Annotated in this window: 23 protein-coding genes and 2 pseudogenes; 9 read left to right on the top strand and 16 right to left on the bottom strand. The window is 71.1% G+C overall.

Features of this window, described 5'->3' with window-relative positions; all coding sequences use genetic code 11:
• Positions 1-314 precede the first annotated feature (314 nt).
• A complete protein-coding gene (locus ABZ567_RS21445; protein ID WP_360792342.1) occupies positions 315-1,949 on the top strand; it encodes a cellulase family glycosylhydrolase in 1,635 nt (544 codons plus the stop codon).
• Between the two features lie 275 nt (positions 1,950-2,224).
• On the opposite strand, the gene ABZ567_RS21440 is transcribed toward ABZ567_RS21445, so the two are convergent.
• Positions 2,225-2,650, bottom strand: a complete 426-nt coding sequence (locus tag ABZ567_RS21440) for a hypothetical protein (protein ID WP_360792248.1) — start codon at positions 2,648-2,650, stop codon at positions 2,225-2,227.
• A gap of 320 nt (positions 2,651-2,970) precedes the next feature.
• On the opposite strand from ABZ567_RS21440, the gene ABZ567_RS21435 reads away from it, so the two are divergent.
• Positions 2,971-4,017: an acyl-CoA desaturase gene (locus tag ABZ567_RS21435; protein ID WP_360792246.1), complete on the top strand. Its 1,047-nt coding sequence runs from the start codon at positions 2,971-2,973 to the stop codon at positions 4,015-4,017.
• Positions 4,018-4,167: 150 nt separating this feature from the next.
• Here the strand turns inward: ABZ567_RS21435 and ABZ567_RS21430 are convergent, their stop codons facing one another.
• The 4 genes and pseudogenes from ABZ567_RS21430 to ABZ567_RS21415 all read right to left on the bottom strand — a co-directional run.
• On the bottom strand, positions 4,168-5,415 hold the full coding sequence (locus ABZ567_RS21430) for a PP2C family protein-serine/threonine phosphatase (RefSeq protein WP_360792244.1): 1,248 nt from the start codon (positions 5,413-5,415) through the stop codon (positions 4,168-4,170).
• A 423-nt stretch (positions 5,416-5,838) separates the two neighbouring features.
• Entirely contained in the window at positions 5,839-7,260 is a 1,422-nt protein-coding gene (locus tag ABZ567_RS21425; protein WP_360792242.1) for an APC family permease, read from the bottom strand.
• Positions 7,261-7,411: 151 nt separating this feature from the next.
• Positions 7,412-7,720: a hypothetical protein gene (locus ABZ567_RS21420; protein WP_360792240.1), complete on the bottom strand. Its 309-nt coding sequence runs from the start codon at positions 7,718-7,720 to the stop codon at positions 7,412-7,414.
• 251 nt (positions 7,721-7,971) lie between these two features.
• A pseudogene (locus ABZ567_RS21415) lies at positions 7,972-8,463 on the bottom strand (transposase); the annotation flags it as partial.
• 141 nt (positions 8,464-8,604) lie between these two features.
• Between ABZ567_RS21415 and ABZ567_RS21410 the strand changes: the two are divergent.
• Positions 8,605-9,009, top strand: a complete 405-nt coding sequence (locus ABZ567_RS21410) for a type II toxin-antitoxin system PemK/MazF family toxin (RefSeq protein WP_360792238.1) — start codon at positions 8,605-8,607, stop codon at positions 9,007-9,009.
• A gap of 60 nt (positions 9,010-9,069) precedes the next feature.
• On the opposite strand, the gene ABZ567_RS21405 is transcribed toward ABZ567_RS21410, so the two are convergent.
• Entirely contained in the window at positions 9,070-9,351 is a 282-nt protein-coding gene (locus tag ABZ567_RS21405) for a hypothetical protein (RefSeq protein ID WP_360792352.1), read from the bottom strand.
• 57 nt (positions 9,352-9,408) lie between these two features.
• Here ABZ567_RS21405 and ABZ567_RS21400 point away from each other — a divergent pair.
• Positions 9,409-9,648, top strand: a pseudogene (locus ABZ567_RS21400) (hypothetical protein); the annotation flags it as partial.
• 182 nt (positions 9,649-9,830) lie between these two features.
• On the opposite strand, the gene ABZ567_RS21395 reads toward ABZ567_RS21400, so the two are convergent.
• The 3 genes from ABZ567_RS21395 to ABZ567_RS21385 form a co-directional block, all read right to left on the bottom strand.
• Positions 9,831-10,040: a hypothetical protein gene (locus ABZ567_RS21395; RefSeq protein ID WP_360792236.1), complete on the bottom strand. Its 210-nt coding sequence runs from the start codon at positions 10,038-10,040 to the stop codon at positions 9,831-9,833.
• 98 nt (positions 10,041-10,138) lie between these two features.
• A complete protein-coding gene (locus ABZ567_RS21390) occupies positions 10,139-10,711 on the bottom strand; it encodes a histidine phosphatase family protein (RefSeq protein ID WP_360792234.1) in 573 nt (190 codons plus the stop codon).
• Between the two features lie 42 nt (positions 10,712-10,753).
• Positions 10,754-11,215, bottom strand: coding sequence for an Rrf2 family transcriptional regulator (locus tag ABZ567_RS21385; RefSeq protein WP_360792232.1), 462 nt, complete (start codon positions 11,213-11,215; stop codon positions 10,754-10,756).
• A 225-nt stretch (positions 11,216-11,440) separates the two neighbouring features.
• Here ABZ567_RS21385 and ABZ567_RS21380 point away from each other — a divergent pair, with 225 nt between their 5' ends.
• The 5 genes from ABZ567_RS21380 (at position 11,441) to ABZ567_RS21360 (ending at position 16,539) form a co-directional block, all read left to right on the top strand.
• The gene (locus ABZ567_RS21380; RefSeq protein WP_360792340.1) at positions 11,441-14,128 is read left to right on the top strand and encodes an FAD/NAD(P)-binding protein; all 2,688 of its coding nucleotides are present in this window, start codon (positions 11,441-11,443) and stop codon (positions 14,126-14,128) included.
• A gap of 121 nt (positions 14,129-14,249) precedes the next feature.
• Complete coding sequence (locus ABZ567_RS21375; RefSeq protein ID WP_360792230.1) at positions 14,250-14,684, top strand: hypothetical protein; 435 nt, start codon at positions 14,250-14,252, stop codon at positions 14,682-14,684.
• Between the two features lie 146 nt (positions 14,685-14,830).
• Entirely contained in the window at positions 14,831-15,565 is a 735-nt protein-coding gene (locus ABZ567_RS21370; RefSeq protein WP_360792228.1) for an SOS response-associated peptidase, read from the top strand.
• A 339-nt stretch (positions 15,566-15,904) separates the two neighbouring features.
• A complete protein-coding gene (locus tag ABZ567_RS21365; RefSeq protein ID WP_360792226.1) occupies positions 15,905-16,156 on the top strand; it encodes an antitoxin MazE7 in 252 nt (83 codons plus the stop codon).
• Between the two features lie 2 nt (positions 16,157-16,158).
• Positions 16,159-16,539 carry a toxin Doc gene (locus ABZ567_RS21360; RefSeq protein ID WP_360792224.1) on the top strand — a complete coding sequence of 127 codons (381 nt, stop codon included), beginning with the start codon at positions 16,159-16,161 and terminating at the stop codon, positions 16,537-16,539.
• A gap of 588 nt (positions 16,540-17,127) precedes the next feature.
• On the opposite strand, the gene ABZ567_RS21355 is transcribed toward ABZ567_RS21360, so the two are convergent.
• The 7 genes from ABZ567_RS21355 to ABZ567_RS21325 all read right to left on the bottom strand — a co-directional run bounded on the left by ABZ567_RS21355 (position 17,128) and on the right by ABZ567_RS21325 (position 22,635).
• The gene (locus tag ABZ567_RS21355; protein WP_360792222.1) at positions 17,128-17,499 is read right to left on the bottom strand and encodes a peptidase inhibitor family I36 protein; all 372 of its coding nucleotides are present in this window, start codon (positions 17,497-17,499) and stop codon (positions 17,128-17,130) included.
• Between the two features lie 89 nt (positions 17,500-17,588).
• The gene (locus ABZ567_RS21350; RefSeq protein ID WP_360792220.1) at positions 17,589-18,791 is read right to left on the bottom strand and encodes an SH3 domain-containing protein; all 1,203 of its coding nucleotides are present in this window, start codon (positions 18,789-18,791) and stop codon (positions 17,589-17,591) included.
• A gap of 223 nt (positions 18,792-19,014) precedes the next feature.
• On the bottom strand, positions 19,015-19,434 hold the full coding sequence (locus ABZ567_RS21345; RefSeq protein ID WP_360792218.1) for a hypothetical protein: 420 nt from the start codon (positions 19,432-19,434) through the stop codon (positions 19,015-19,017).
• Entirely contained in the window at positions 19,428-20,198 is a 771-nt protein-coding gene (locus ABZ567_RS21340) for a M23 family metallopeptidase (RefSeq protein WP_360792216.1), read from the bottom strand. Before ABZ567_RS21340 ends, ABZ567_RS21345 begins: the two co-directional genes overlap by 7 nt.
• Positions 20,199-20,277: 79 nt before the next feature.
• Positions 20,278-21,150: an NlpC/P60 family protein gene (locus ABZ567_RS21335; RefSeq protein ID WP_360792214.1), complete on the bottom strand. Its 873-nt coding sequence runs from the start codon at positions 21,148-21,150 to the stop codon at positions 20,278-20,280.
• Positions 21,151-21,353: 203 nt separating this feature from the next.
• Complete coding sequence (locus ABZ567_RS21330) at positions 21,354-21,836, bottom strand: RNA polymerase sigma factor (RefSeq protein WP_360792338.1); 483 nt, start codon at positions 21,834-21,836, stop codon at positions 21,354-21,356.
• Positions 21,837-21,969: 133 nt separating this feature from the next.
• Positions 21,970-22,635, bottom strand: a complete 666-nt coding sequence (locus ABZ567_RS21325; protein WP_360792212.1) for a M15 family metallopeptidase — start codon at positions 22,633-22,635, stop codon at positions 21,970-21,972.
• Positions 22,636-22,837 lie beyond the last annotated feature (202 nt).

Raw genomic sequence — 22,837 nt, 5'->3', positions numbered from 1 at the left:
GTCGGGGGCCCGGCTGTGTCCGCTCGTGGTGGACCTTCAGGCGCCCGCGTCCGACGTGGGGCCGCAGCAGGTCGCTGACACCGCGCACGCCCTGCGCGACACGATGCCCGGAGCGACGAGTGTGCGGGACCAGGCGGCGCCCACGATCGCAGATCGGCGCGCCGCCTGACAGCACATCAAAAAAGCTTCTGAGCAACACAGTTACGTGCCAAAAGTCTTGACGTGTAGGCGTCGCGATGACTTCATGGGAGCGCTCCCACCGCTCTGGAGCATCCCACCGACTGGAGGCCCCCGTGAATACGCGAGCAGCGCCCATGCCCCGTGCCGTCCTCACCCTCGTGACCGGGATCGCGACTCTCCTCGCGTACGTCCTCCTCGGGGGCGTCCACGCGCAGGCCCGGACCGCCGGCGCCGTGGCGACAGGACTCCACGTCAGCGACGGACGGCTGCTGGAGGCGAACGGCAACGACTTCGTGATGCGAGGCGTCAACCACGCCCACACCTGGTACCCGGGCGAGACCCAGGCGCTCGCCGACATCAAGGCCCTCGGCGCCAACAGCGTCCGGGTCGTGCTCTCCAACGGCCACCGCTGGTCGGCGAACAGCCCCGCCGACGTCCGGGCCGTCGTCGCCGACTGCAAGGCCAACCGGCTGATCTGTGTCCTGGAGGTCCACGACACCACCGGGTACGGAGAGGAGGCGGCCGCCGGCACCCTCGACCAGGCGGCCGACTACTGGATCGGACTGAAGAGCGTCCTCGCAGGCCAGGAGGACCACATCATCGTCAACATCGGCAACGAGCCGTGGGGCAACGCCGACCCGGCAGGCTGGACCGCCCCCACCATCGCCGCCGTGAAGAAGCTGCGCGCCGCCGGCCTCGCGCACACGATCATGGTGGACGCACCCAACTGGGGTCAGGACTGGCAGGGTGTCATGAAGGCCGAAGCGCGTTCCGTCTACGCCGCCGACACCACCGGGAACCTTGTCTTCTCCATCCACATGTACAGCGTCTTCGACACCGCGCAGGAGATCAGGGACTACCTGGGGGCGTTCACCGCCGCCCGGCTCCCGATTCTCATCGGGGAGTTCGGAGGACCCGCAGACCAGTGGGGCGACCCCGACGAGGACACCATGATGGCCGCGGCCGAGGAACTCCGCCTCGGTTACCTCGCCTGGTCATGGAGCGGGAACACCGATCCCGTCCTCGACCTCGCCGTCGACTTCGACCCGAGCCGCCTCAGCGGCTGGGGCGAGCGGATCTTCCACGGCGCGAACGGCATCGCCCAGACCTCGCGAGAGGCCACCGTCTTCGGCGGCGGCTCCCCGGACACCCAGGCCCCGACCGCCCCCGGCGCACCCTCGGCCACCGCCGTCACCGCCGACTCCGTCACCCTGACCTGGGCCGCGGCCACCGATGACACCGGAGTCACGGGCTACGACGTCGTCCGGGTCGGCGGCGCCACCGAGACCCCGGTCGCGTCCACCGCGACCACCGGGGTCACGGCGACGGGCCTCACCGCCGACACCACGTACACCTTCGCCGTGTACGCCCGCGACGCGGCGGGGAACCGTTCCCCCCGCTCGGCCTCCGTCGATGTCACCACCGACGAGGGCACCCCCGTCCCCGGCGTGAGCTGCGCCGTCGGCTACCGCGCGGTCGGCGAGTGGCCTGGCGGCTTCCAGGGCGAGATCACCCTGCGCAACACCGGCACCACCCCCATCCAGGGTTGGAGGCTCGGCTTCTCCTTCGCCGCCGGGCAGACCGTCGCCCACGCCTGGGGCGGCACCGCCACCCAGACCGGCAGCGCGGTCGCGGTGACGCCCGCCTCCTACACCGCCACCATCGCCCCGTCCGGTGCGGTCACCGTCGGCTTCATAGGAACCAAGGGCGCGACGAACCCGGCCCCGGCCGCCTTCACCCTCGGCGGCACCTCCTGCGCCACGTCCTGACCTCCCGGGGCGCGGACACACCGCCCGCGCCCCGGCCGTTCCTCGGGCTGGGGCGGCGGGCGGGCGAATCGTGACGTCGGCGAACGTCCAGGACTGACTCCCGTCGGCTCTACGACGGCCCTGTCGGACCAGGACCTGGCGCGGCGGGGCTTGGCCGAGTCGAGGGGCTGGTCGCGCCGTCCGGAAGCCCGCCGGGCCCGCGGGGGTTACGGCCACGGACCCGGTACGGGGACTGGTCGATGAGGGTCGGGCAGTCACGCGGTACGGAGCCCGGGTCACCGGGAGCGGCGCTTGTGGTCCAACCGCCAGATCAGCGCGGACACCAGGCTCAGAACGACCAGAACACCGCCGGTCACGAAGGCGAGCATCCGGTCCGCCGTGTGCACGGCGGTGTTCTGCGCATCCAGGACGAAGGGCGAGACCACCAGCCAGACACCCGCGATGCCCATCACGGCGTCGGACCACGGTCCAGAGCCCCGGTACATGCGCCGGCCTGCGGTGAACGCGACGACGAGCCCGACCAGCAACTCGTTCACCTGAGCGTCTTTGGGGCCGAGCTGCGTCGCCATGGGCATCAGCACCAGCAGTACGCCGACCGCCAGCATCAGCAGGCCGAGAACCTGATCGTGGGCTCCTTGACGCAGCGTGTGGGCCGGGTCCGAGACGCGAGCGGTCAGACCCCGATCGATGTGGATCACCATGGATCTCAGCTCCTCCAGTACGGCTCCTGCGCGACTACCCCTCGCCTTCGGCGGTACTCCGCGCGATCGGTGGTACTCCGCCCCTTCGGGAGCGTGCCGCCCGCGCTTCTGCTCGCCCGGAGACCGGAGCGGAAGGGGCGAGAAGAGACGTACGTCAAGTCCGTCATCCCGGGTATGCGCAGTACGGGGAGCGCCACCCGCGTATCGGGTGTGGACCTCGGCACGGGCGGCCCGCCCCCGCCCGGGCCGCGCTCGCGACCGCGCGCACCCTCATCGGTCGCACCCCTCCTCCGCCGGGTTACGGAAAGTGGTATCTGATCATGAACCCTTCACAAACGGTCGGGCCCGCTCCCGTAAGGATGGATACGGGCAGTGACTTCGCCCGGCTCTCCCGGAAGATCCAGGACGCCGGCCTCATGGCCCGGCGGCCCGGGTACTACGCGCTGCGCATCGCGGCCGTGACGGCCCTGTACGCCGGTGGGTGGACGGTCTTCGTCCTGATCGGCGACAGCTGGTGGACGCTGCTGGCAGCCGGTTTCCTCGCCTTCGTGTTCGGGCAGGTGGCCCTGCTCGCGCACGACCTCGCCCACCGGCAGGTCTTCCGACTCCGCAAGGCAAGCGAGGTGTCCGGACGCGTCGCCGGGAACCTCGGCATCGGCATGGGGTACGGCTGGTGGCAGGACAAGCACACCCGCCACCACGCCAACCCCAACCACGAGGACCTCGATCCCGATCTCGACCCGGACATCTTCGTCTGGACGCAGGACCAGGCCCGCGAGGCAAAGGGACTGCCGAGGCTCCTCGGCCGCTCCCAGGCGTTCCTCTTCTTCCCCCTGCTCACGCTGGAGGGGTTCAACCTGCACGTGTCCGGGGTGCGGTCGCTGCTCGACCGCTCGCTCAAGCACCGCGTGTGGGAGGCGGCCTTGCTCGCCGCTCACTTCGCGGCCTACCTCGGTGCGCTGTTCCTGGTGCTGCCGCCCGGCAAGGCGGTGGTGTTCCTCCTCGTCCACCAGTGTCTCTTCGGCGTCTACCTCGGCTCGATCTTCGCCCCCAACCACAAGGGCATGCCGATCCTGCGAGGTGCCGACCGGCCCGACTTCCTGAGGCGCCAGGTCCTCACCTCCCGCAACGTGCGCGGAGGCCGGTTCACCGACATCCTCCTCGGCGGTCTCAACTACCAGATCGAGCACCACCTCTTCCCGAGCATGCCGAGCCCGCACCTGCGCAGGGCCCAGGTCATCGTCCGCGCGTACTGCCAGGAGCTCGGAGTCAGTTACCTGGAGACCAGCCTGATCACCTCCTACCGCCAGAGCCTGGCCAGCCTCCACGCGGCGGGAGCCCCCCTCAGAAGGCCGCGCACCGCCTGACGCACCGCCCGGTGGCCGGCACGGTCCGTACGAGTGCCCTACCGGAGCCGGCTCCGGGACGGGCCACGTTCCGGAGGGCCACCAGCTCCTGGGGTCAGCGCGGCGACTCCCCGCCCTGGGCCACCCTCTTTCCGTCCACCGCGGGCTTCGTCATCCGGCAGCGGGCCGTTCCGTCCTCGAAGGTTCCGAGGCGTCGGTGAGGTCGGCGCCGGTGGCGGCGTCCCGCTGGGTATGGGCGACACCGTGCCAGTCCAGGCACATGACGGTGGCGTCGTCGTCCAGGTGGCCTCGGCCGGCGTCGACGACCGCCCCGACGAGAGTGCGGGCGGCCTCGCGGGGATGCAGCTCGCGAGTACGGACGATCAGGTCCGACAGGTCGAGGTTCTCGGCGTTGCGTTCCAGCATGCCGTCCGTCAGCATCACCAGCCGATCACCCGGCCGCAGATCCAGCGACTGCACCCGGTAGATGTGTGCGCGTGCGGCGTGAGGGCTGAGACCGAACGGCAGGTCGACGCGGGGAACGATCTCCTGTACCTCCCCGTTCCGCATCCGCAGCGGCCAGGGGTGCCCGGCGTTGACGAACTCGGTCCGGCCGTCGAGCAGGCTGATACGCAACAGCTGCCCGGTGACGTAGCCCTGGCGACCATGCTCCCGCATGGCCTGGTCGGCCTGGTGGGCCTGCTCCGCGAGTCCGGCGCCCGCCCGCCGCGCCCGGCGCAGGGCACCCACCACGAGGGTGGCCAGTAGCGCGGCGTCGACATCGTGGCCCATGGCGTCGGTCACGGAGAGCTGGACGGTGTCCCGGTCGATCACGTAGTCGAAGGTGTCGCCCCCCACGTGTTCGGCGGGCTCCAGCGCCCCGGCGACCGCGAACTGCGCCGCCTCACACGCCAGCGACGCCGGGAGGAGCCGGTGCTGGATCTCCGCGGCCAGACTCAGCGGGGTGGTGCGCCGGCCCCACTGGTACACATCGGTGTGGGACCGGTTCGCGATGACGATGTACGCCAGCGCGTGCGCGGTCTCGCCGATCTCCCGCATCACCTCGACGCCCGGCACCGCGGGCAGGAACAGTTCGAGGAGCCCGATGGCGTCGCCGCGGTTGGTCACCGGGGCGACGACCCGCACCAGCCGACCTCCGCCCCCGTCCTCCACCCTCGGCCGCTGGCTGCGGATCACGTCGTCGTAGAGGGTGCCGCGCAGAGAGATACGTCGGGCCGGCTCATCGGTCTCGACGCTGCCCGCTGCCCCCAGCCGCACGACCGAACTGCCGGTGAAGTCAGTGATCAGGAACGACACCGACGCCGCCCCGAGGTGCTCCTTCAGCATGCGCGCGACCACGTCGAGCGACTCCACGGGGGCTGCGGCCTCCGCCGCCTCCAAGGCCCCGGCCAAAGTCATCGTTCCGCCCTGGAGGCTCCCGCGTGCGGTGGGACGAGGGGCCTGCCCGCCGTCCAACCCTTCTGAGCTCACAACGATCGATCCTCTACTGCTCGATGCCGGCCGGGATTGTGTCCGGAGGGGCGTAGATCCGTGCCAGGGCGACCGGACACGTCACATTGCACCACGTGACGGCGCGCTGTCGTGGGCCAGAGGTGGTCTCCACGAGCGGCGAACGGTGCGGCACCCACAGCCGCTCCCGGGCACCGCACGGGGCTTCACTCGGACAGACGTCCGGCGAGACCCGCGGTCGTTTGGGCCCGACCGCGAACCTCCCAGGGCGTTCGGAGCATCCGACGTCGCTGGGCACCGGCATAGCCGCCACGCCGGTCGGAGAGCGCCGGTGCTCGACGGCTGGCCGCCGTCACCGGACAATCGCCGCCGTTAAATCGTGTCAGTCGGGCCCGCACCGGGCGCCTCGTCCGAGCCGCTCGTGCCGACCGCTGCACCCCGCCTCGTGCCGAGGGCGTCTCCCCGCCTCCCGTCGGTGGCCTTCGCCCGCCTGGTGGCGACCGCCGCCAGCACCACGCCGACCGCGATCACCGCGAGACCACGCACCCACACCTGCGCCTCGATCTGTGTGGCGAGCACGACACAAGAGATCAGCCCCAGGACGGGGATCACGGTCGGAGCCCGGAAGTGGTCGGTCTCGCCCGAGTCCCTACGCAGGACGAGGACCGCGGTGTTGACGATGGAGAACACCACAAGGAGCAGCAGGACGAGAGTGGAGGCGAGTTCGGCGACACTGCCGGTCAGCGCGAGGAGCATCGCCAGCCCCGTGGTGGCCACGATCGCGACCCAGGGCGTCCGGCGACCGGGCAGTACCTTGGTCAGTCCGGTCGGCAGCAGCCCGTCGCGTGCCATGCCATAGGCGAGGCGGGACGACATGATGCCGGTGAGCAGTGCACCGTTGGCGACGGCGACGAGTGCGACGGCATTGAAGAGCCATGTCGGAACGCCGCCCGCCGCCTTGACGACCTCGAGCAGCGGCCCGCTGGACCCGGCGAGCGTGTCGGTCGGCACGGCGACGGAGGCCGCGATCCCCACGAGGACGTACACGACGCCCGCCGTAGCGAGTGCGCCGAACAGTGCTCGCGGGTAGGAGCGGCGGGGGTTTCGGGTCTCCTCCGCGACGTTCACCGAGGTCTCGAAACCGACGAAGGAGTAGTACGCCAGCACCGAACCGCTCAGGACAGCCGCGGCAGCTCCCTTATCCGAAGTGCCGAGCTGGGTGAGCCGGCTCGTGTCGCCTTCGCCGCGCGCCAGCAGCCAGACGCCCAGGCCGACGATGACGACGAGACCGCCGACCTCGATGACGGTGGCGACGACGTTCGCACGGGTCGATTCCTTGATGCCCCTCGCGTTGACCAGCGCGAGTGCGCCCAGGAAGACCACCGCGACCAATCCGACGGGAAGCGTGACGAATGCCGAAAGGTAGGCGCCGCCGAAGCCTCGGGCGAGTGCCGCGACCGAGACGATTCCCGCGGCGAGCATGCAGAATCCGGCGACGAAGCCGACGGCCGGACCGAACGCCCGTGTGGCGTAGTGGGACGCTCCGCCGGCCCTCGGGTACTTCGTCGCGAGCTCGGCGTACGAGGCGGCCGTCAGGAGAGCCAGCAGGAGGGCGACGATGAGAGGCACCCACACGGCGCCGCCCGCGTCTGCGGCGACCTGGCCGACCAGGACGTAGACGCCGGCGCCTAGGACGTCTCCCAAGATGAAGAAGAAGAGCAGGGGAGTGGTGAGGGCCCGCTGAAGGGAGGTCTCTGTCGCGGCCGTCGGGGGTGCGGTTCTACCTGTCGACATGTCGACCCGTATCCCCTAGATAGTCGGAAGCACACCCTTCCACCAGCACTTCACTCTTCAAGCGCTACACCGTGCGGGGCGGGAGGCGGGAGGCCTGTTCAGGTACAGGAGGCGCCCTTTCCTTGTGGACGCCCGCCCCTGGGTGGGGGGCTCAGGGCCTGGGATCTCTGCGGTGCCACCGAGGGCGGGTATCGCCGCCGCGACGCCCGGCGACCGAGGCGCAGCGCGAACACTGGCGCTGGACGCGATCCGCCGCACCGCCGGACTCCGGGAAGGTGTCCGTCCAGGTGATGTGCGGGAAGCGTCCGAGCTGGGAGCGGCTCAGGGAGAGACCGCACACGGTCTGGTTCATGCCGGGCTCCCAGGCGTGCACCTCGCCCGCGGGCAGGCGGCGCCTGCCTTCCTCCTCGTCCGTCCACTGCCCGGAAGCGGCGACGGCGTACTGCTTGACGCGTGCCATGGCGTACTCCCCGATGCTCGATCTGTCGAACGAGTGCCCGGTCTGGCGTCGTCGATGTCCCGGAGGGCGGGCTGGTTCGTAGGGTGTCCTCACGGAACACCGACCCTGCGTGACGAGGGCGGCGCTCCGGGTGGGGGGCCCTGGGTCCCCAGTCCTCGCGTACTCCGACCCCGCGCTCTGCATCGCCTTCTCCCTAGGCCTGCCCGGCCGGGCATCCGGCGTGGCCCTCACCCTCCCCGCCCACCAGCGCCCGGGTTGCCGCCGTAGACCTCGTCTCCCGCGACCCATGCGGCCCGGTGGCCGGCGTCAAGGAATCGGGTGACCATGCGGGCGGCCGGCTCTGGCTTGGTCGCGAACTCCGTCTTGTCACCGAGTCCGGCGGCCCGGCAGCGGTCGGGGTCGGAGGTCCAGGAACGCGGAACATGGAGTTCCCGGTCGATGGCCGCGTGCCCTCGCGGGGTCGAGTGGGTGAGGTAAACGGTTATCTGGCTGTCGCGCAGATGCTCCACTACGTAGTCACCCAGGTCGTCGCGGACCTGGTCGGCGTCCCACTCGGCCCGCCCGGACAGGTGCGGCATGCCGTCCGGGGTCCTGTCCCCGGCCCACTCGGCGATAGTCCAGCAGTTCTTGCGCGGCAGGTCAGACAGCAGGCCGAGTACCACCTTCCGGGCTCGGCGCCGGGATTCGACCCGCGTGCACCGTCCCGTATCCGGCTCGTCAGGCCCTCGAACGCCTCCTGCCAGTCGGCAGGGTTTACGCTGTGACCTGCGGCCACAGCGTGATCTTCAGTCTTCACACACCGATGATCAACGGCGGCCGCACCCGTCTCCACAGCGCGTCAGGCTCGCGCAGCGCCTGTCTGCCGTCCTGTGTCTGGAGGACTTGTGCAACGCGGCGAAGTCTGGTGGGTCCAATTCGACGAGCGGAGGTTGGTCGTGCTGCTGTCGGGAGACGACGCGTCCGGGATCCGGGTGATGCAGGTCGTCGCTCCGGCGGGCGTCGACATTGGCGGTCTGGGCATCGAAGTGATGGTGGGGGCCGGTGAAGGAGTGCCGTTCGAAGGCGTGCTGCGGCTCGCGTTCCCGCGTCCAGGCTTCACCCCCTGCACGTGGCTGACCACTGTGTCACGGGACGACCTGATAGAGCGGGCGGCCGTCCTGTCCTCGGCGAAGCTCAGCGAGATCGACGATGCCCTCCGACTCGCTGAACAAGCGCAGGAGCAGACCCCAGCGACGACCGTGAAGCTCAGCGAGACAAGGGACGTCCTCCGTCTCGGTGAACTCGGGTAGAGGGAGAAGGAGCCGACGGGGTGGGCGGTCTCGGCCAGATGGTCGACGCTGTCCGACTGCTCAGTCCGATACGTACCCCTCAGTCCACTCGTCCTTGTCCATGACGAACTCTTCCACGTGGAAACAGTCCGGTTCCTCGCTGAAGCCCGGGAGTTGGCGGGCTCGTTCAATCCGTGCCCGTGCGGCGTCCCTGCTCGAGTAGGTCCCAAGCAGTTTGACGTCGTCCCCCGCCTCTTCATCGGCCCAGAAGTCGTCGGGAGTCTTGAAGTGTTCGACTTCCGTTTCTTCCGGCACGTGATGGTGTACGTGCCAGAGCAGGTAGACCATCTGTGGATCGGCCATGGTGATCTTCCGATCTTCATTGCTGGGCTCAGTTGCGCGACAGGTACTGGCGCATCCAAGGAACGCCCGGATGGAATCCATTGGAAGACCGGGCCGGTGGTGGACTTTGCAGGCGGCCGTCCTTTCGTGTGGGTGGACGACGAGCAGAGCGAGCTGGACCAGACGTACGTGACCGCCCACCACCAAGGGCCCGGGCTCCTCCACCACGTCGACCCGCGGCTCGGCTTACAGGAGAACCACTTCCACATGCTCGCCGGCTTCGGCCGGTCCCTGGACACCTCACGAACGACCGGCTGAGCGGCTCGAAATCCGACCGCCGGATTCGCGTGCTGAGATCGGCCGGCCGGCCCTTGCCCTGGTAACGGGACGGCATCAGTGCTGGGTTGCCGCTTGCTGTAGCTGAGCGGTGATTCCCTGCCGGTCGATCTGTATCCAGTACTCGACGATGCGTCCGTGCTCGACGCGATAGACCGCGCTGGTCATCGCCGTGACCTGTAGGAGCCGTGCGGCTTCGCCTGAAGGAAGCGGGTCAGGATGAGGCGGAGGGTGGGTAGCTGGTCCGCGGGATGGAAGCCCGGGCTGGTGGCCGCGCTGGTGAGGACCGAGGCGATCAGGGCGATGATCCACGTCGCCGTACCGTCCGGGTCCAGTCCGGGGTCGATCCGGCCGTCGGCGGGCGCGAACTTCATGGCCTCGCCCACACACCTCGGCGCCGCTGCGGCGGCGGCCGCATTCCTGTTGCGTTCACCGCAGGTGGCGAGCGCCCCGGCGAGTGGACGCAACTCCGTCAGGACGAGTCGCGGGCTCCGCGAGGGATCGCCAGGTCCGCCAGGAGCGCCTCGCCGGGACGGAGGTCCCTCCAGGTGCCGCACCAGGTCAGGACGGCGATCGCGGAGGTCGGGAACTTGGTCCGTACACGGTCCATGCCGTCCCCGACCGCCCTGGTCGCGAGAAGGAGGATCAGATCCTCGAGGCCCGGGTTGTGCCCGACCAGGAGCAAGGTGGCGACCTCGTCCGGTACGCCGTGGAGGATATCGAGCAGTTCTGGGCCGTCCGCCCCGTACAGCCGCGGTTCGTGGCGGGTCGGCACAGGGCTCTCCAGCTCCGCGGCGGCCAGCTTCCAGGTGTCACGGGCACGCCGGGCCGGGGAGCACAGGACGAGGTCGGGCAGTCCGTCCGTCTCGGCCAGGAAGCGCCCCGCGGCCGGGGCGTCGCGCAGTCCGCGCGGGCCGAGCGGACGGTCCTGGTCGGCGACGCCTTCCGGCCAGGCGCTCTTGGCGTGCCGCAGGACGAACAGCCGGCGCGGTCGGCCGCCGCCGACGGGCCCGCGGGGCTCAGAAGGTTCGGTGGGGGACAGCACACCCGTGAGCGTAGGCGGCGGGACGCCGAACGGCCACAGACGCTACGGGTACGTGCGCACGTCGTCGTTGTAGTCGCGGGCCCGGTCCCGTACGAGATCCGGCAGGGTGCCTGTCGCCAGGTCCGCGAGGGTCGTGCTCTCCAGTACCTGGCGCAGACTCGTCCGCACCGCACGCCACACGTCCGGCATGGGAGCCGCCGCACCCTGGTACTCCAGGCCCGTCAGTTTCAGGTCCCGCACACTGACGAGCGGCCCGTCCATCGCGCGGATGACGTCGGCGAGGGTGATCTCCGCGGGCGGTCGGGTGAGGATGTAACCACCGTCGGGGCCGCGCACGCTTCGCACCAGACGCGCCTGCCGCAAGTCGCTGAGCACGACGAAGAGAAAGCGGACGGGGATGTCCTGGCGTCCGGCGATGTCCTCGGCCTTGAGGGGCCGGTCCGACGAGCAGGCCAACTCGGCCATGGCCCGGATGGCGTAGTCCGTTCGTGCTGAGATCCTCACGGACTCAATGTCTCACGAGTGGGGGGGAACCTGACCTGGAGCGGCGTTCGCGGGCTCGTCAACAGGATGCCGTCGCGGCGTTGTTGTCCGGAAGCGGCGTTGCCACTCCACTTTGTCCATCGACATAGTGAACATTGGCCTGCAGTACCCAGCTCTGGTCCGGAGGTCTCCGTGGTACCTGTCGTGTCCTCGCCGTCCGCCGAGTCCGCCCGCCCTCGCACCACCGTGGCAGTCGTCGGCGCGGGCGCGGCCGGCGCACTCGCCGCCGTCCAGCTGTGCGAAGCGGCGGGCCGACGCCGTATCCCGCTCGATCTGGTCCTGGTCGACCCCGCGCCGGAGGCGGGCCGGGGCACCGCGTACGCCACCGAGGTACCCGAGCACCGGCTCAACGTGCCCGTCGGCGGCATGAGCTGCTACCCGGACGATCCGGGCCACTTCCGGCGCTGGCTCTGTCGTCACGGCGAATCCACCGTCACCGCGGCGGACTTCGTCTCCCGGTACCGCTACGGCTCGTATCTCGCCGACACGCTCGGCCGAGCCGCCATCAGGGCGCACGGCACGGTCTCCGTACGGCGACTGCGCACCAGGGCGACCGGATGCGCCGACGCGGCCGGGGAACGCCTGGAGCTCCGGCTCGCCGACGGTGGCACGATCACGGCGGACAGCGTGGTCCTCGCCACCGGGCCCGCGGCGGGCCGGGCCGGCTGGGCTCCGCCCGAGCTGGTCGCCTCCGACCGGTTCGTCCCCCGCCCCTGGATGCCGGGCGCGCTCGACGCCGTAGGCGAGTCGGACGACGTCCTCCTCGTCGGCACCGGTCTCACCGCCGTCGATCTCGCGCTCACCCTCGACCGTCCCGGCCGCACGGTGCACGCCGTGTCCCGCAGCGGGCTGCTGCCCCAGCCGCACGCGGTCGCCCCGCTGCCCCCCGTACCGCCGCCGCCAGGGCTCGCGGTTCTCCCGTTCCACCGCCTCCGCAGGGAGTTGATGCGGCACTTCGCTGCCACGCGGCGGGCCCACGGCGACTGGCGGCCCGCACTCGACGGGCTGAGGCCGGAGATCGTACGGCTCTGGCAGGGCCTCACCCACGACGAGCGGGCGGAGTTCCTCGGCCGTGACGCCACCCCGTGGAACGTGCACCGGCATCGCATGGCACCCTCCACCGCCGAGGCCATCGCCCGGGCACGCGCCACCCGCAGGCTCCAGGTCCACGCCGGCCGGGTCACCGCCGCGGGACCGTGCGACGACGGTGGCCTGGTCGTTTCCCTCGCCGACGGGCGTGAGCTGCGCGTGGGCTGGGTGGTGGACTGTACGGGGCCGGGGCTGCGGGCCGACGCCGGCGGCGATCCGTTGTGGAGCGGGCTGCTGTCCGACGGCCTCGCCGTACCCGGACCGCTGGGCATCGGGGTGTCCACCGAGGGCGGCAGGCTGCTCGACGCCCAGGGGTGCCTGAAGCGGCCGCTGTTCACGCTGGGCGCGCCCCGCCGAGGCGAACTGTGGGAGACGACGGCGATCCCCGAGATCCGTATCCAGGCCGAGGAGGTCGCCGAAGCCGTACTCGAGCCGCTCACCAGTGCTCCCCGGCCGGTACGCCGCCGGCCCACCGACCAGTTCGGGCTGCCGTTGTCCACCCATGCCGCGGCTGCGGCGTCCTTCCGCTGCGGACTCACCCGGGTGATCACCGTACGGGCGAAGGCGGCGGAGTCGTTCGCGCGCGCCACCGAACTGGACCCCGGGTTCGCGCTCGGGCACGCCGCTCTCGCCCTGCTCGGTCACGAGTGCGGAGCTGACGTCGACGTCGCCCGGGAGCTTGCGGACGCCCAGCGCAGCGTGCGGGAACGCGGCGACGAGCGGGAGCGGTCGTTCGTCGACGTCGTCACCCGCCGCATCAGGGACCGCGAAGCCCACGCGGGCGCCGTGGGCGAGGGAACGGGCGACGGTGACACCGCGCTCATCCACCACCTCGGCCGGTTCCCCGCCGACGCGTTCGTGCTCGGCATCGCCGTTCCCACCATCGCCTTCTCCGGCATCACGGATCTCGACGGCACACTCGCCCTCGATCTGGTGGAGCGGACCGCGTCCGCCTACGAGGGGCACTGGTTCCACACCTCACTCCTCTCCTTCGTCCGGCAGGAGCAAGGAAGGATCGAGGAGGCCGGTGAACTCGCCCGGTCAGCACTCGCCGCACAGCCCGCCTCCGGGCACGCCGTGCACGCCCTCGCCCACGTCCACTACGAGTCCGGTGAGCACCGCACCGGCCGGGACTGGCTCGACGGCTGGATCGGGGGCCAGGGGCGGGGCGCCGTCCACCGGGCACACTTCTCCTGGCACGTGGCGCTCCACGAACTGGCCCTCGACGACTCTGCGGCTGTACGCCGCCGCTGGTTCGCCCAGCTCGCGCCCGGCCAGGTCAACGGGGTGCGGGCCCTCGTGGACTCCGGCTCCCTGCTGTGGAGGGCCCGCATGTCCCGCAGCTGGGCCGGCCGCGTCCCCGTCGACGGAGTGCTCGACACCGTCGCCCGCGATCTCGTCGAACGTCCCGCGACCGCTTTCACGGCCCTCCACAGCGCCGTCGCCCTCACCGCCGCCGGCGACCTCCCCGCACTCCGCCGCCTGCGCACCCACGCGGCCGGCGCGGACCCGGTGCAGCGGGAGGTCGTCGTCCCGCTCTGCAGCGCGCTGGAAGCGGTCCTCGAAGAGGAATGGGCCACCGCGGTGCGGGAACTGCGCGGACTGCTGCCTTCACTGCGCCGTGTCGGAGGTAGCGCGGCGCAGCGCGAGGTCGTCGAGGAAACCCTCCTGTACGCGCTGGTGGAGGCGGGCCACAGCGACACCGCCCGCCACCTCCTCGAACAACGCCTCGATCGCCGTGCGTCCCCGCTCGACCGGCGCAGGCTGGCCGGACTGAGCCTCTGACGGCTGAGCGGGCCGGGCCGGGCCGGGGCCCGGCCCGCCACCGTCTTCCTTTGCCCGACCTGGGGCCGGGCGCCGGACCCGTGTCGTCACCCGTGTCGTACCCCCGTGGTACTCATGTCGCATGAGCCGATTCCGCGACTTCAACCTCAAGCTCCTCGTCATCGAGGAGCTCATGTACGGCCCCGATCCGCTCCTCCCGGTCTACGACCTGCCCGCGCGACTGGCCGAGCGGGGGATCGGCGACCCCACGTCCTACGTCCTGGAGAACGACCTCCACGCGGAGGTACTGCCGGAGTCCCGGGCTCATTTCGAGGACCTGGAGATCCCGGCCGAGCTGCTCGCCCGCGTCGAGGAGCTGTGTTTCGACGCCGGGGCGGACGTCTTCCGGCACTGCGCCCCCGCCTGGGACGGCGAGGACGACCTGTTCGACGTCCGCTCCCTCGACGACCTCGTCCTGCTGCCCAACCTGCGGGAGGTCACCTTCGTGGAGGACGGCGTCCTGGCCGTGCCGGACGCGGCGGAGGTCTTCGCCGCGCGCGGCATCGAGACCGACTGATCCCGGCACCCCTTCGTCGCCGGCTGCGCCGCCCGGGTCCTCAGGGCCCCGGGCCCGGGGAGGCCGCGCACCGTCGTCACGCGGACGCCTCCAGCGCCCGGGACCCGAGCGCCCCGACGGAGGCGTCCCCGTGACACAGTGGCCTCATGTGCGGCCGCTACGCCTCGACCCGTGGTCCCGAGGACCTGACCCGGCTCTTCCAGGTCACCGACTGGAACCCTGACGAGACGCTGGCGCCCAGCTGGAACGTCGCCCCGACCGACGGGGTCTACGCGGTCCTTGAACGCACCGCGCGGGACGACGGCGACGAGGTGCGCCGCCAGCTGCGGGCGCTGCGGTGGGGGCTGGTGCCCTCGTGGGCGAAGGACCCCAAGGTCGCCTCCCGGATGATCAACGCCCGCGTGGAGACCGTGCACGAGAAGCCGGCGTACCGGCGTGCTTTCGCCAAACGCCGTTGCCTGCTGCCGGCCGACGGCTTCTACGAATGGGACCCGGTGAAGGACGAGGCGACGGGCAAGACCCGCAAGCAGCCGTATTTCATCCACCCAGCCGACGGTCAGGTGATGGCCATGGCGGGGCTCTACGAGTACTGGCGCAACCCCGACGTCACGGACAACGACGACCCTGACGCCTGGCTGACGACCTGCACGATCCTTACCACCGAGGCCACTGACGCGGCCGGCCGCGTGCACCCCCGCATGCCACTCGCCCTCAGCCCCGTCCATTACGACGCCTGGCTCGACCCCCGCCACCACGACATCGAAGACCTCCGCGCCCTGCTCATCCAGCCCGCCGACGGCCGGCTCGACGCCCGGCCTGTCTCCACGGCCGTCAACAACGTCCGCAACAACGGCGCCCACCTCCTCGACGCGGCCACCTGACCGCACCGTCGTCGTTCGGGCCGCCCCGATGGATACACAGCCGATGCCCAGCGCGCCTCGTGCATCCTCGCGCCGGCGGCGCTCCGCACACCGCTGGCGAGCGGGAACACCGTGCGGAGGTGGCAGGCGGGCGGCCAGAGCGCGCCGCAGCGTGCCACTTGGACAGCCCCTCGCTGTCGGCGACGGTCTGTCGGCGGAGGTCGGAGACGGGGGTGCCCATCCCTTCACTGCGCGCGGTCAGCCTCGCCGCACGAGCGGTGCCACCGCTCGTCCGGCCGGTGGCGACGCTTCACGGGCAACCGGTATTCATGAGGGTGCCTATCGGTGCATACTCGGAGCATGGCAGACACCACAGTGAAGGTCAGCTCCGAGACGAGGGACCGGCTGGCCGCCGTCGCCGAGGCGCACGGTATGAGCCTGCGCGCGTTCCTGGCGGACCTGGCCGTCCAGGAGGAGAACCACCTGAAGCTGACCCGGGCGACCGCCGTGTTCCGTGAGGTCACCGGGCGGCCGGGCATCGCGGAGGCCTTCGATGCCGCGTTCCCCGACGACGCCCCGGCCCCCCGAGATGCCGCACGCCGGGTGGCCTGACCTTGGAACTGCACGTCGACCTCCGGTGGCTCCTCGACCGCCAGGAGGAACTGCTCGGCAAGGAGCTCGGTGTCCGTGACTGGTCGGGCCTGGTGGCCGCCGTCGCACGGCACAAGGTGAACACCCCGGGTCTCGACGCCGGCGAGCCCGATGCCTACTGGCGCGCCGCGGCGCTGCTGGATGCCCTGGTACTGCTGCGGCCCCTGCCGACCCGCAACGCGTTCTTCGCGTACGGCGTGGCGGTGGCGTACATCCGGGCTTCCGGAGCGAGTGTCGATGACGACTTCGAGCCGTGGGAGGCACTGATTCGCGATGTCCGCGGGCTGCGGCTGTCGGTGTATGACATCGCCGACCGGCTCCGGTCGATGCAGCCACTCCCCTGACCAGCGGTCCAATCTCCTCACATCGACGGTTCATCAGTGGGCAGCCCCCTGCAATCGGCAGGGGGCCGTCACCAGCGAGGCCGGACGGGGGAGTGGCTTCCATGGAGTCCGCGCCCTGACCTTCACCCCTCCGCTGAAGGAACACCTGCGGAGCGCCGGGTGTCGGCCGACTGGCGACGAGTCGGCGCCGCCCGGGCCTGATTCCGGCGAGCTCCGCCAGCTGTGCAGGCGGAGCTCGCCGGAACGGGTCGGCAGGGGCAGCAATGGCTGGCCCGGATCCCGCAGTCCATCGGGGCAGGGTGACACCGGCCGCGGCGGGGCGGGCCCGGATGGCTGCACCGCTCTCACCGCCGCGGAGCCGGCGGCGGACGGGGTGTCCGTCAAGGACGGTGCCCAAGGCCGACAGGCCGACGCCGAAGCGGCGACAGCCCGCGGCCTGCGATGCGGCCGCGCATCCGAGCGCCCGGATCCATGCCTGGGTGTCTCGCCGGGGAGGCCGCAGACCGGCCCACCGGGCTGTGTGGACCCGCAGGAACTCGGCGCACACCGCTCACGAGGAGCTCAGAGGATCACTTCTGAATACGGGCCTCAGCACTCTCCGCGCCATGTCACCTTGTTGATGACGACGTCGTAGTGGAAGGTGAGGCCGTAGTGGCCCGGGCCGGGGTAGTAGTGAACGCACTCCGAGCCGCTGCCGCTGCCCTGCCACTCGACCTGGATGTGGTCGAAGCCGGGGAAGGGTGCCCCGTTGTTGAAGATGGACCGGCCGGTCACACTGCCCGACCAGTTGCCGTCCGACTTCAGGACGAGCCGACCCGTCCCGTAGTCACCCGAGTAGATGCAGAAGTAGCCCTTGTCGCAGCCCGGCGGAACCTCTGCGGCCGAGGCCGTCGGCGCGGCCCCCAGGACGCCGGTGATCGCCGCCGCCGCGGCCAGGGCTCCAAGTGCACGCTTGTTCATCTCAGTTCTCCTTGATCGAAGGTTGTCTCACATCGGGACGGCGAGTCGGCGCTCGCCGTATGAGCCCCGGCCGGTTTCCCCCGGCCCGCTCAGCAGACCGGTACTCCGGGCACCTGGTTCTCGGGCACGCTGAGATAGATGTTGGTCATGTAGCCGTTGTACTGGGGCAGGTGGGCCCACCAGTCGTTGACGTAGGGCGGTTGGCTGACCTGCTGGCCGCGCTTCTGGCAGCCGACCAGGACCTCGACTCCGGCGGGCAGTGTGGTGATCGCCCCGGAGCTGGTCGTCGCCTGGGTACGGACCCGCACCCCGCTGCCCCAGGTACCGATCCATGTGCCGGCGGGGCGGGAGGCGCCGGGGACGTTCAGCGAACGGGTCAGCCGGCCGATGTCCGTGTAGGCCTTGCCGTAGGGCGTTCCGCTGGGGTGCAGGGTGAAGACGGCCACGATGGAACGGTCACCCGCACCCACCACACCCGTCGTGTGCAGTGCCGGACGGGAGAGGTCCACGGCCTCGGCGCCCGCCGACGTCCGGGCGCCGGCCGTTCCCGCCGGTTCGCCAGCGGCCTCAGCGGCCTCAGCGGTCTTGGCGGCGGCCGTCGTGGTCGGCGTCGTGCAGCCGCCCGAACTGAAGCCCGACCAGCCCTGCTTGACGGCCCAGGGGCGGTTGAAGGAGCCGGCGATGCCGAAGTGCTGGTCGTAGCCGTCGGTGGCGCAGCGGGTGGACTGCCGCAGGTCGCCGAGGAGGTAGTCGCGTGTCGCCGCCGGGGCTGAGTCCAGGAGATGCCGGTAGATCTTCACGGTGTCACGGGCCGAGAGAGCCGTGTAGCCCCAGTAGCCGGGGTGGGTCGACGGCGGCCGGGCGGTGTCCGTCAGGCCGAGCCGGGTGACCATCCGGTCGATGATCGCCCCCGAGCCGTTGTTCGACCAGAACGTGCTCGCGGCCGTGTCGTCGCTGCCGCGCAGCATGGTGTCGATCCGGGCCCGGTCGGTGGCCGACAGGGCGTCGGGGCTGCGGTTCCAGAGCACGTCCAGGGCGATCAGCAGCTTCACCACGGACGCGGACCTGAACTGCGTGGCGGTGTTCAGCTGTTCGGTGAAGGTGCTGGTCTGCCGGTCGAAGACGGCGACGCCCGCCGTCACCCCGGCCGGCACGTCGGCTTGCGCGGCTGCCGGGCGCGGCGAGGGAGCCTCGGCGGACGCGACGGAGGCGGTGGTCGCGGTGGTGCACAGGAGCGCGGCGAGGGCGGCGGTCAGCACGCCCGCCCGCACCGCGCCCCGTGCGCTGTTCAAGGTGATCATGGTCGTCCTCGGAATCGGGGGAGAGGGAGGTGGTGGAGGTGAAGGCGGAGGCGGAGACGCGTCGCTCGCACCACACGGAGGACGGGGATACGTCCCGTGCCGTATGAGCACCCGGAGGGGAGTCCGTATGGGGGTCCGTACGGGAGCCCGAACGCCGGATGCCCCCGGGAACCTGTCGTGGTCCCGGGGGCATCCGGTCGGCGCGGGCCGTGGCTCAGCAGTTCGGCAGACCCGAGTCCCGCTCGTCGTTGCCGCCTCCGACGAGGAAGATCTCGCTCATGTACGCGGACGGGGCCATGCCCACCGCCGGGGTCTTGACCCACCAGGTGTGCCAATAGGCGCCGTAGGTCGCACGGCCGCCCTTGACCTGGCACTGCACTCTGAGGAAGCCGTCGGCGGGCGACGTGGCGATGACCGGGGCCTGCGGATCCGGGGCGGACCGCAGGTTGACGTTCGAGCCCCAGATCGGGCACCGGAACATGCCCCTGTAGTCCGGGTCGGGGGTGCAGGGCGCCGAGTCGGCGGCCTGCGCGGACGAGGTGAGGGCGGGGGAGAGGAGCAGCCCGGCGGCCAGTGCGACCGCCGCGGCGCCCTTCGTACCGGCGCGGAGACGGCTCAGGGGCACGGTCAGCACTGGTTCACCCCCGGCAGCCACGAGTCGGGGTGGTCGATGTAGATGTTGGTGATGTAGCCGCCGAGCGCCGGGATGTAGGACCAGGCGTCGTTGGTGTATCCCTCGGCGGTGACCGAGTCGCCGCGCGTCTGGCACTGCACGTAGACCGCAGTCGGCCCGGTCAGCGTGCGCACGACCGCCGCGTTCAGCCGCGGCTCCTGGCGCACCCGCACCGATGTGCCCCAGGTGGTGAAGTTGGTGCCGGGCGTTCCGCTGCCCGGGGTGCACGGCAGGTTCACACCGCGCGCGGCCAGGTAGGGGACGGGGTCCATGCCCCGGGTGCTGGCCGTGGAGGCGTGCGCCTCGAAGTGCAGGTGCGGCCCGGTGGACTGGCCCTCGGAGCCCATGCGCGCGATCAGCTGACCGCTGTTCACCCGCTGGTTCACGGAGACGAGACGCTCGTACATGTGGCCGTACTCGGTGACGGTGCCGTCGTCGTGCCTGATGCGGATCCACTGGCCGTAGCCGCTGGCGGTGCCGGAGACGATGACGGTGCCGGCCCCGGTGGAGTAGATCGGCGTACCGCGGTTGTTGGCGATGTCGACGCCGTCGTGCCCGGAGTGGTACCACTGGGTCACCGTGCCGGCGGTCGGGCAGGATCCGGTGGCCGCGGCTGCGGCGACCGGGGTGGCGCCGGCCGTGCCGGCCGCGAGCGGGACCAGCCCGGCCGCGACGACCGTGGCGACGAGCAGGCCGATGGACTTGGTGCGCGGGAGTGTGCGCATGGCGGAGTCTCCTCTGTGAGCGATGTCGGGTGTGAGCGGTGTCGGGTGTGTGGGGGAATTGGGATGCCGATCCCGTGGATCAGCAGGTGGGAACCCCGGGGAGCCAGGCCGCCGGGTCGTTGATGTAGATGTTCGAGATCCAGGCCTTGTACTTCGGCAGGTAGGACCAGGCGTCGTTGGTGTAGCCCTCGGCGGTGACCGACTCCCCGCGTGCCTGGCAGAGCACGTCCACGGCCGTGGGGCCGGGCAGCCGGCCCACGGGAGGCTGCCGGGTGCTGGGGTCGGGACGCAGGCTCACATCCGTGCCCCAGGTCATGAACCGCTTGGTGCCCGTGGGCGGCTGCTCGGCGCCGGCGATGCGCAGGGCCCCCGCGTACTGGGAGTTGATCCGTACGTCACTGACCATCACGAGCGTTCCGGACTCCCGGGCCTCGATCATCTTGCCGTTGCCGAGGTAGATGGCGATGTGGTGGACGCTGCCGAGGTTGGCCGGGTCCGTCCCCCACAGCAGCAGATCGCCAGGCTGCAGCGGAGCGATCCCCTGGGCGCGGGTGAACCGGGCGGTGGCACCGCTCCACCTCGCCTGGTTCCACGTGCCCTCCGGCAGGGCGATGCCCGCTCCCTGCCACGCCGCGTACTGCACCAGGTGCGAGCAGTCGAAGCCCTTCACCTGGCTGTCGTGGGCGCCCGGGCCGCCGCCGGGGTAATCCTGCCCGTACGTCGGCCCGTGGACGGAACCGCCGCCCCACGAGTACGGCACCCCGATCTGCGAGCACGCGGCGTTGACGATCGCCTGTGCCTGGGCGGGCGCGTCCGCCAGGGGACGGCAGTCGGCGGCCACGGCCGTCGAGGAGACCGGCGACGAGGCGGCCATCGCCGTACCGGTACATGTCAACGCGGTGGCAAGCAGCAGCCCTCCCGCCGTCGCGAGAGTGCGGTTGGTGCGGTGCATGGGGTTCCCCCTTGGTTGGTCGGTGCGATGTGCGCGGGTGCTGTACGGGGCGGCGGCGTTCGGTAGCCGGTTGAGCTGCCTCTTGCTGCCGTCGTATGTGTCGCCGGTTGCTGTCGGTGGTTGTCGGCGGTCGTGGGTGGTCGTGGGTGGTCGTCGGTGGTCGTGGGTGGTCGTCGTGGAGGCGGCCCTGCGGCGGCCGGTTCCTAGGTGTCGAGAGCGGCGCGGATCTTGGCGAGGCCGCGCATACGGTTGCGCTGGACCGTGCCGCGGTGGGCGCCGAGCCGTTCCCCCGCCATGTCGTGGGTCAGGCCCTCGATGTCGACCAGGATCACGGCCGCCGCCTCCTTGGGGGAGAGCCCGCGCAGCAGCGCGGCCGTCACGGCCTCGGCCTCCCGCCTCGCGAAGCCGCCGTCCCAGCCGTGTTCCGGCAGCCGGTCGGTGCAGCGCTCCTGACGCGAGGGGTGCCGCCACAGGTCGCGCAGCAGGTTCAGTGCCGCCGCGCAGGTGTAGGCGTACGGCTGCTGTTGACGCGTCAGGGTGCGGGCACGTGCCCGGCGGGAGAGCCTCAGGTAGGTCTCCTGCAGCAGGTCGTCGGCGTCGTGCGGATTGCCGGTCAGGGCCAGCAGTCTGCGCCGCAGCCTCGGCATCAGGGCGGTGAACGCCTCGTCGAACTCGGTGGCGGTCATGTGGTCGGTGAAGGCCGCCGTCGTCGTGCTCGTGGTCGTGCTCGGCGTCGTGGTGCAGGAGGTCTTGGACGACGTGGTCATCGTCGTCGCGATGCGGGTGTTCTCCACGGTGTTCCCCCGGGGTCCGGCTGTCTCAGACTGTGGTTGGGCTCAGGGAGGCGGGACCGTACTTGGCCGACGGCGCTTCGGTCAGGAGCGCCCAGTACCGGTCCCCGTACGACCAGTGCCACCACTCGGTGGGGTAGTTGACGAACCCCGCGGCCGTCATGGCCCGGACCATCGCCGCCCGGTTGGCACGGGCGTCGGCGGCGATGTTGAGCGCGGCGGTGCGGCAGCCGCCCTCGCTCTCCTCGGGGGTGGCGTTGACCTCCGTACCGAGGGACAGTTCGGCACCGTCGTCCGTGCACAGCGTCAGGTCCACCGCGCCGCCGCTGACGTGCGGAGCGACCTCGGGGGGCGAGATGTACGCGCTGGCCAGCTCGCGGATCCGGTCCGCTCCGGCGTCCGGGTGCGCCGCGCGCAGCGTCGCCGCGTACTCGTCGAAGTAGCGGCGCTGCAGGGCGGGCGGCCGGAAGCCCTCCACCATCAGCAGGCGGATGCCCGGAGGCAGCGCGTCCTGTGCGAGGAGGAGCCGGCGCAGCACGTCGGCCCTGAGATGGGCGTACGAGCCGTCGCGGTCGGTCTGCCGCGTGTCGACCCGCAGTGCGGCGACCTCCCGGGCGTCGACCAGGGGGTCACCGTTCTCGATGACACGCGTGGCGGCGACCCGGGGGTCCGAGAGAAGGATGATGTCCGTCACGCTCACAGCGTGGAGGCGGGCGATGCAGGATCGATGCAGATCCTCTGCAGGACGGATGCAGCGCCGGGAACGGGCCACCCGCACCGGCAGACCTGATGGGTTCCGGCCACCCCGCAGGCCACATTGGCCAGCTGTGAAACCAGCTGTCCGATGTCCGGCGTGAGTGTCCGCGGGGGCCGATAAATTGGCCCCGACTGCGGAA

It is taken from the genome of Streptomyces sp. NPDC016459, assembly GCF_040632845.1.
Taxonomy (GTDB): Bacteria; Actinomycetota; Actinomycetes; order Streptomycetales; family Streptomycetaceae; genus Streptomyces.
Note: the sequence above shows the minus strand (reverse complement) of the source record. Positions and strands in the feature narration are given on the sequence as shown.

Coding starts and splice junctions, on each gene's coding strand:
- ABZ567_RS21445 (WP_360792342.1), top strand. CDS start 315: ATGCCCCGTGCCGTCCTCACCCTCGTGACCGGGATCGCGACTCTCCTC.
- ABZ567_RS21440 (WP_360792248.1), bottom strand. CDS start 2,650: ATGGTGATCCACATCGATCGGGGTCTGACCGCTCGCGTCTCGGACCCG.
- ABZ567_RS21435 (WP_360792246.1), top strand. CDS start 2,971: ATGAACCCTTCACAAACGGTCGGGCCCGCTCCCGTAAGGATGGATACG.
- ABZ567_RS21430 (WP_360792244.1), bottom strand. CDS start 5,415: ATGACTTTGGCCGGGGCCTTGGAGGCGGCGGAGGCCGCAGCCCCCGTG.
- ABZ567_RS21425 (WP_360792242.1), bottom strand. CDS start 7,260: ATGTCGACAGGTAGAACCGCACCCCCGACGGCCGCGACAGAGACCTCC.
- ABZ567_RS21420 (WP_360792240.1), bottom strand. CDS start 7,720: ATGGCACGCGTCAAGCAGTACGCCGTCGCCGCTTCCGGGCAGTGGACG.
- ABZ567_RS21405 (WP_360792352.1), bottom strand. CDS start 9,351: ATGGCCGATCCACAGATGGTCTACCTGCTCTGGCACGTACACCATCAC.
- ABZ567_RS21395 (WP_360792236.1), bottom strand. CDS start 10,040: ATGAAGTTCGCGCCCGCCGACGGCCGGATCGACCCCGGACTGGACCCG.
- ABZ567_RS21375 (WP_360792230.1), top strand. CDS start 14,250: ATGAGCCGATTCCGCGACTTCAACCTCAAGCTCCTCGTCATCGAGGAG.
- ABZ567_RS21370 (WP_360792228.1), top strand. CDS start 14,831: ATGTGCGGCCGCTACGCCTCGACCCGTGGTCCCGAGGACCTGACCCGG.
- ABZ567_RS21365 (WP_360792226.1), top strand. CDS start 15,905: ATGGCAGACACCACAGTGAAGGTCAGCTCCGAGACGAGGGACCGGCTG.
- ABZ567_RS21355 (WP_360792222.1), bottom strand. CDS start 17,499: ATGAACAAGCGTGCACTTGGAGCCCTGGCCGCGGCGGCGGCGATCACC.
- ABZ567_RS21340 (WP_360792216.1), bottom strand. CDS start 20,198: ATGCGCACACTCCCGCGCACCAAGTCCATCGGCCTGCTCGTCGCCACG.
- ABZ567_RS21335 (WP_360792214.1), bottom strand. CDS start 21,150: ATGCACCGCACCAACCGCACTCTCGCGACGGCGGGAGGGCTGCTGCTT.
- ABZ567_RS21330 (WP_360792338.1), bottom strand. CDS start 21,836: ATGACCGCCACCGAGTTCGACGAGGCGTTCACCGCCCTGATGCCGAGG.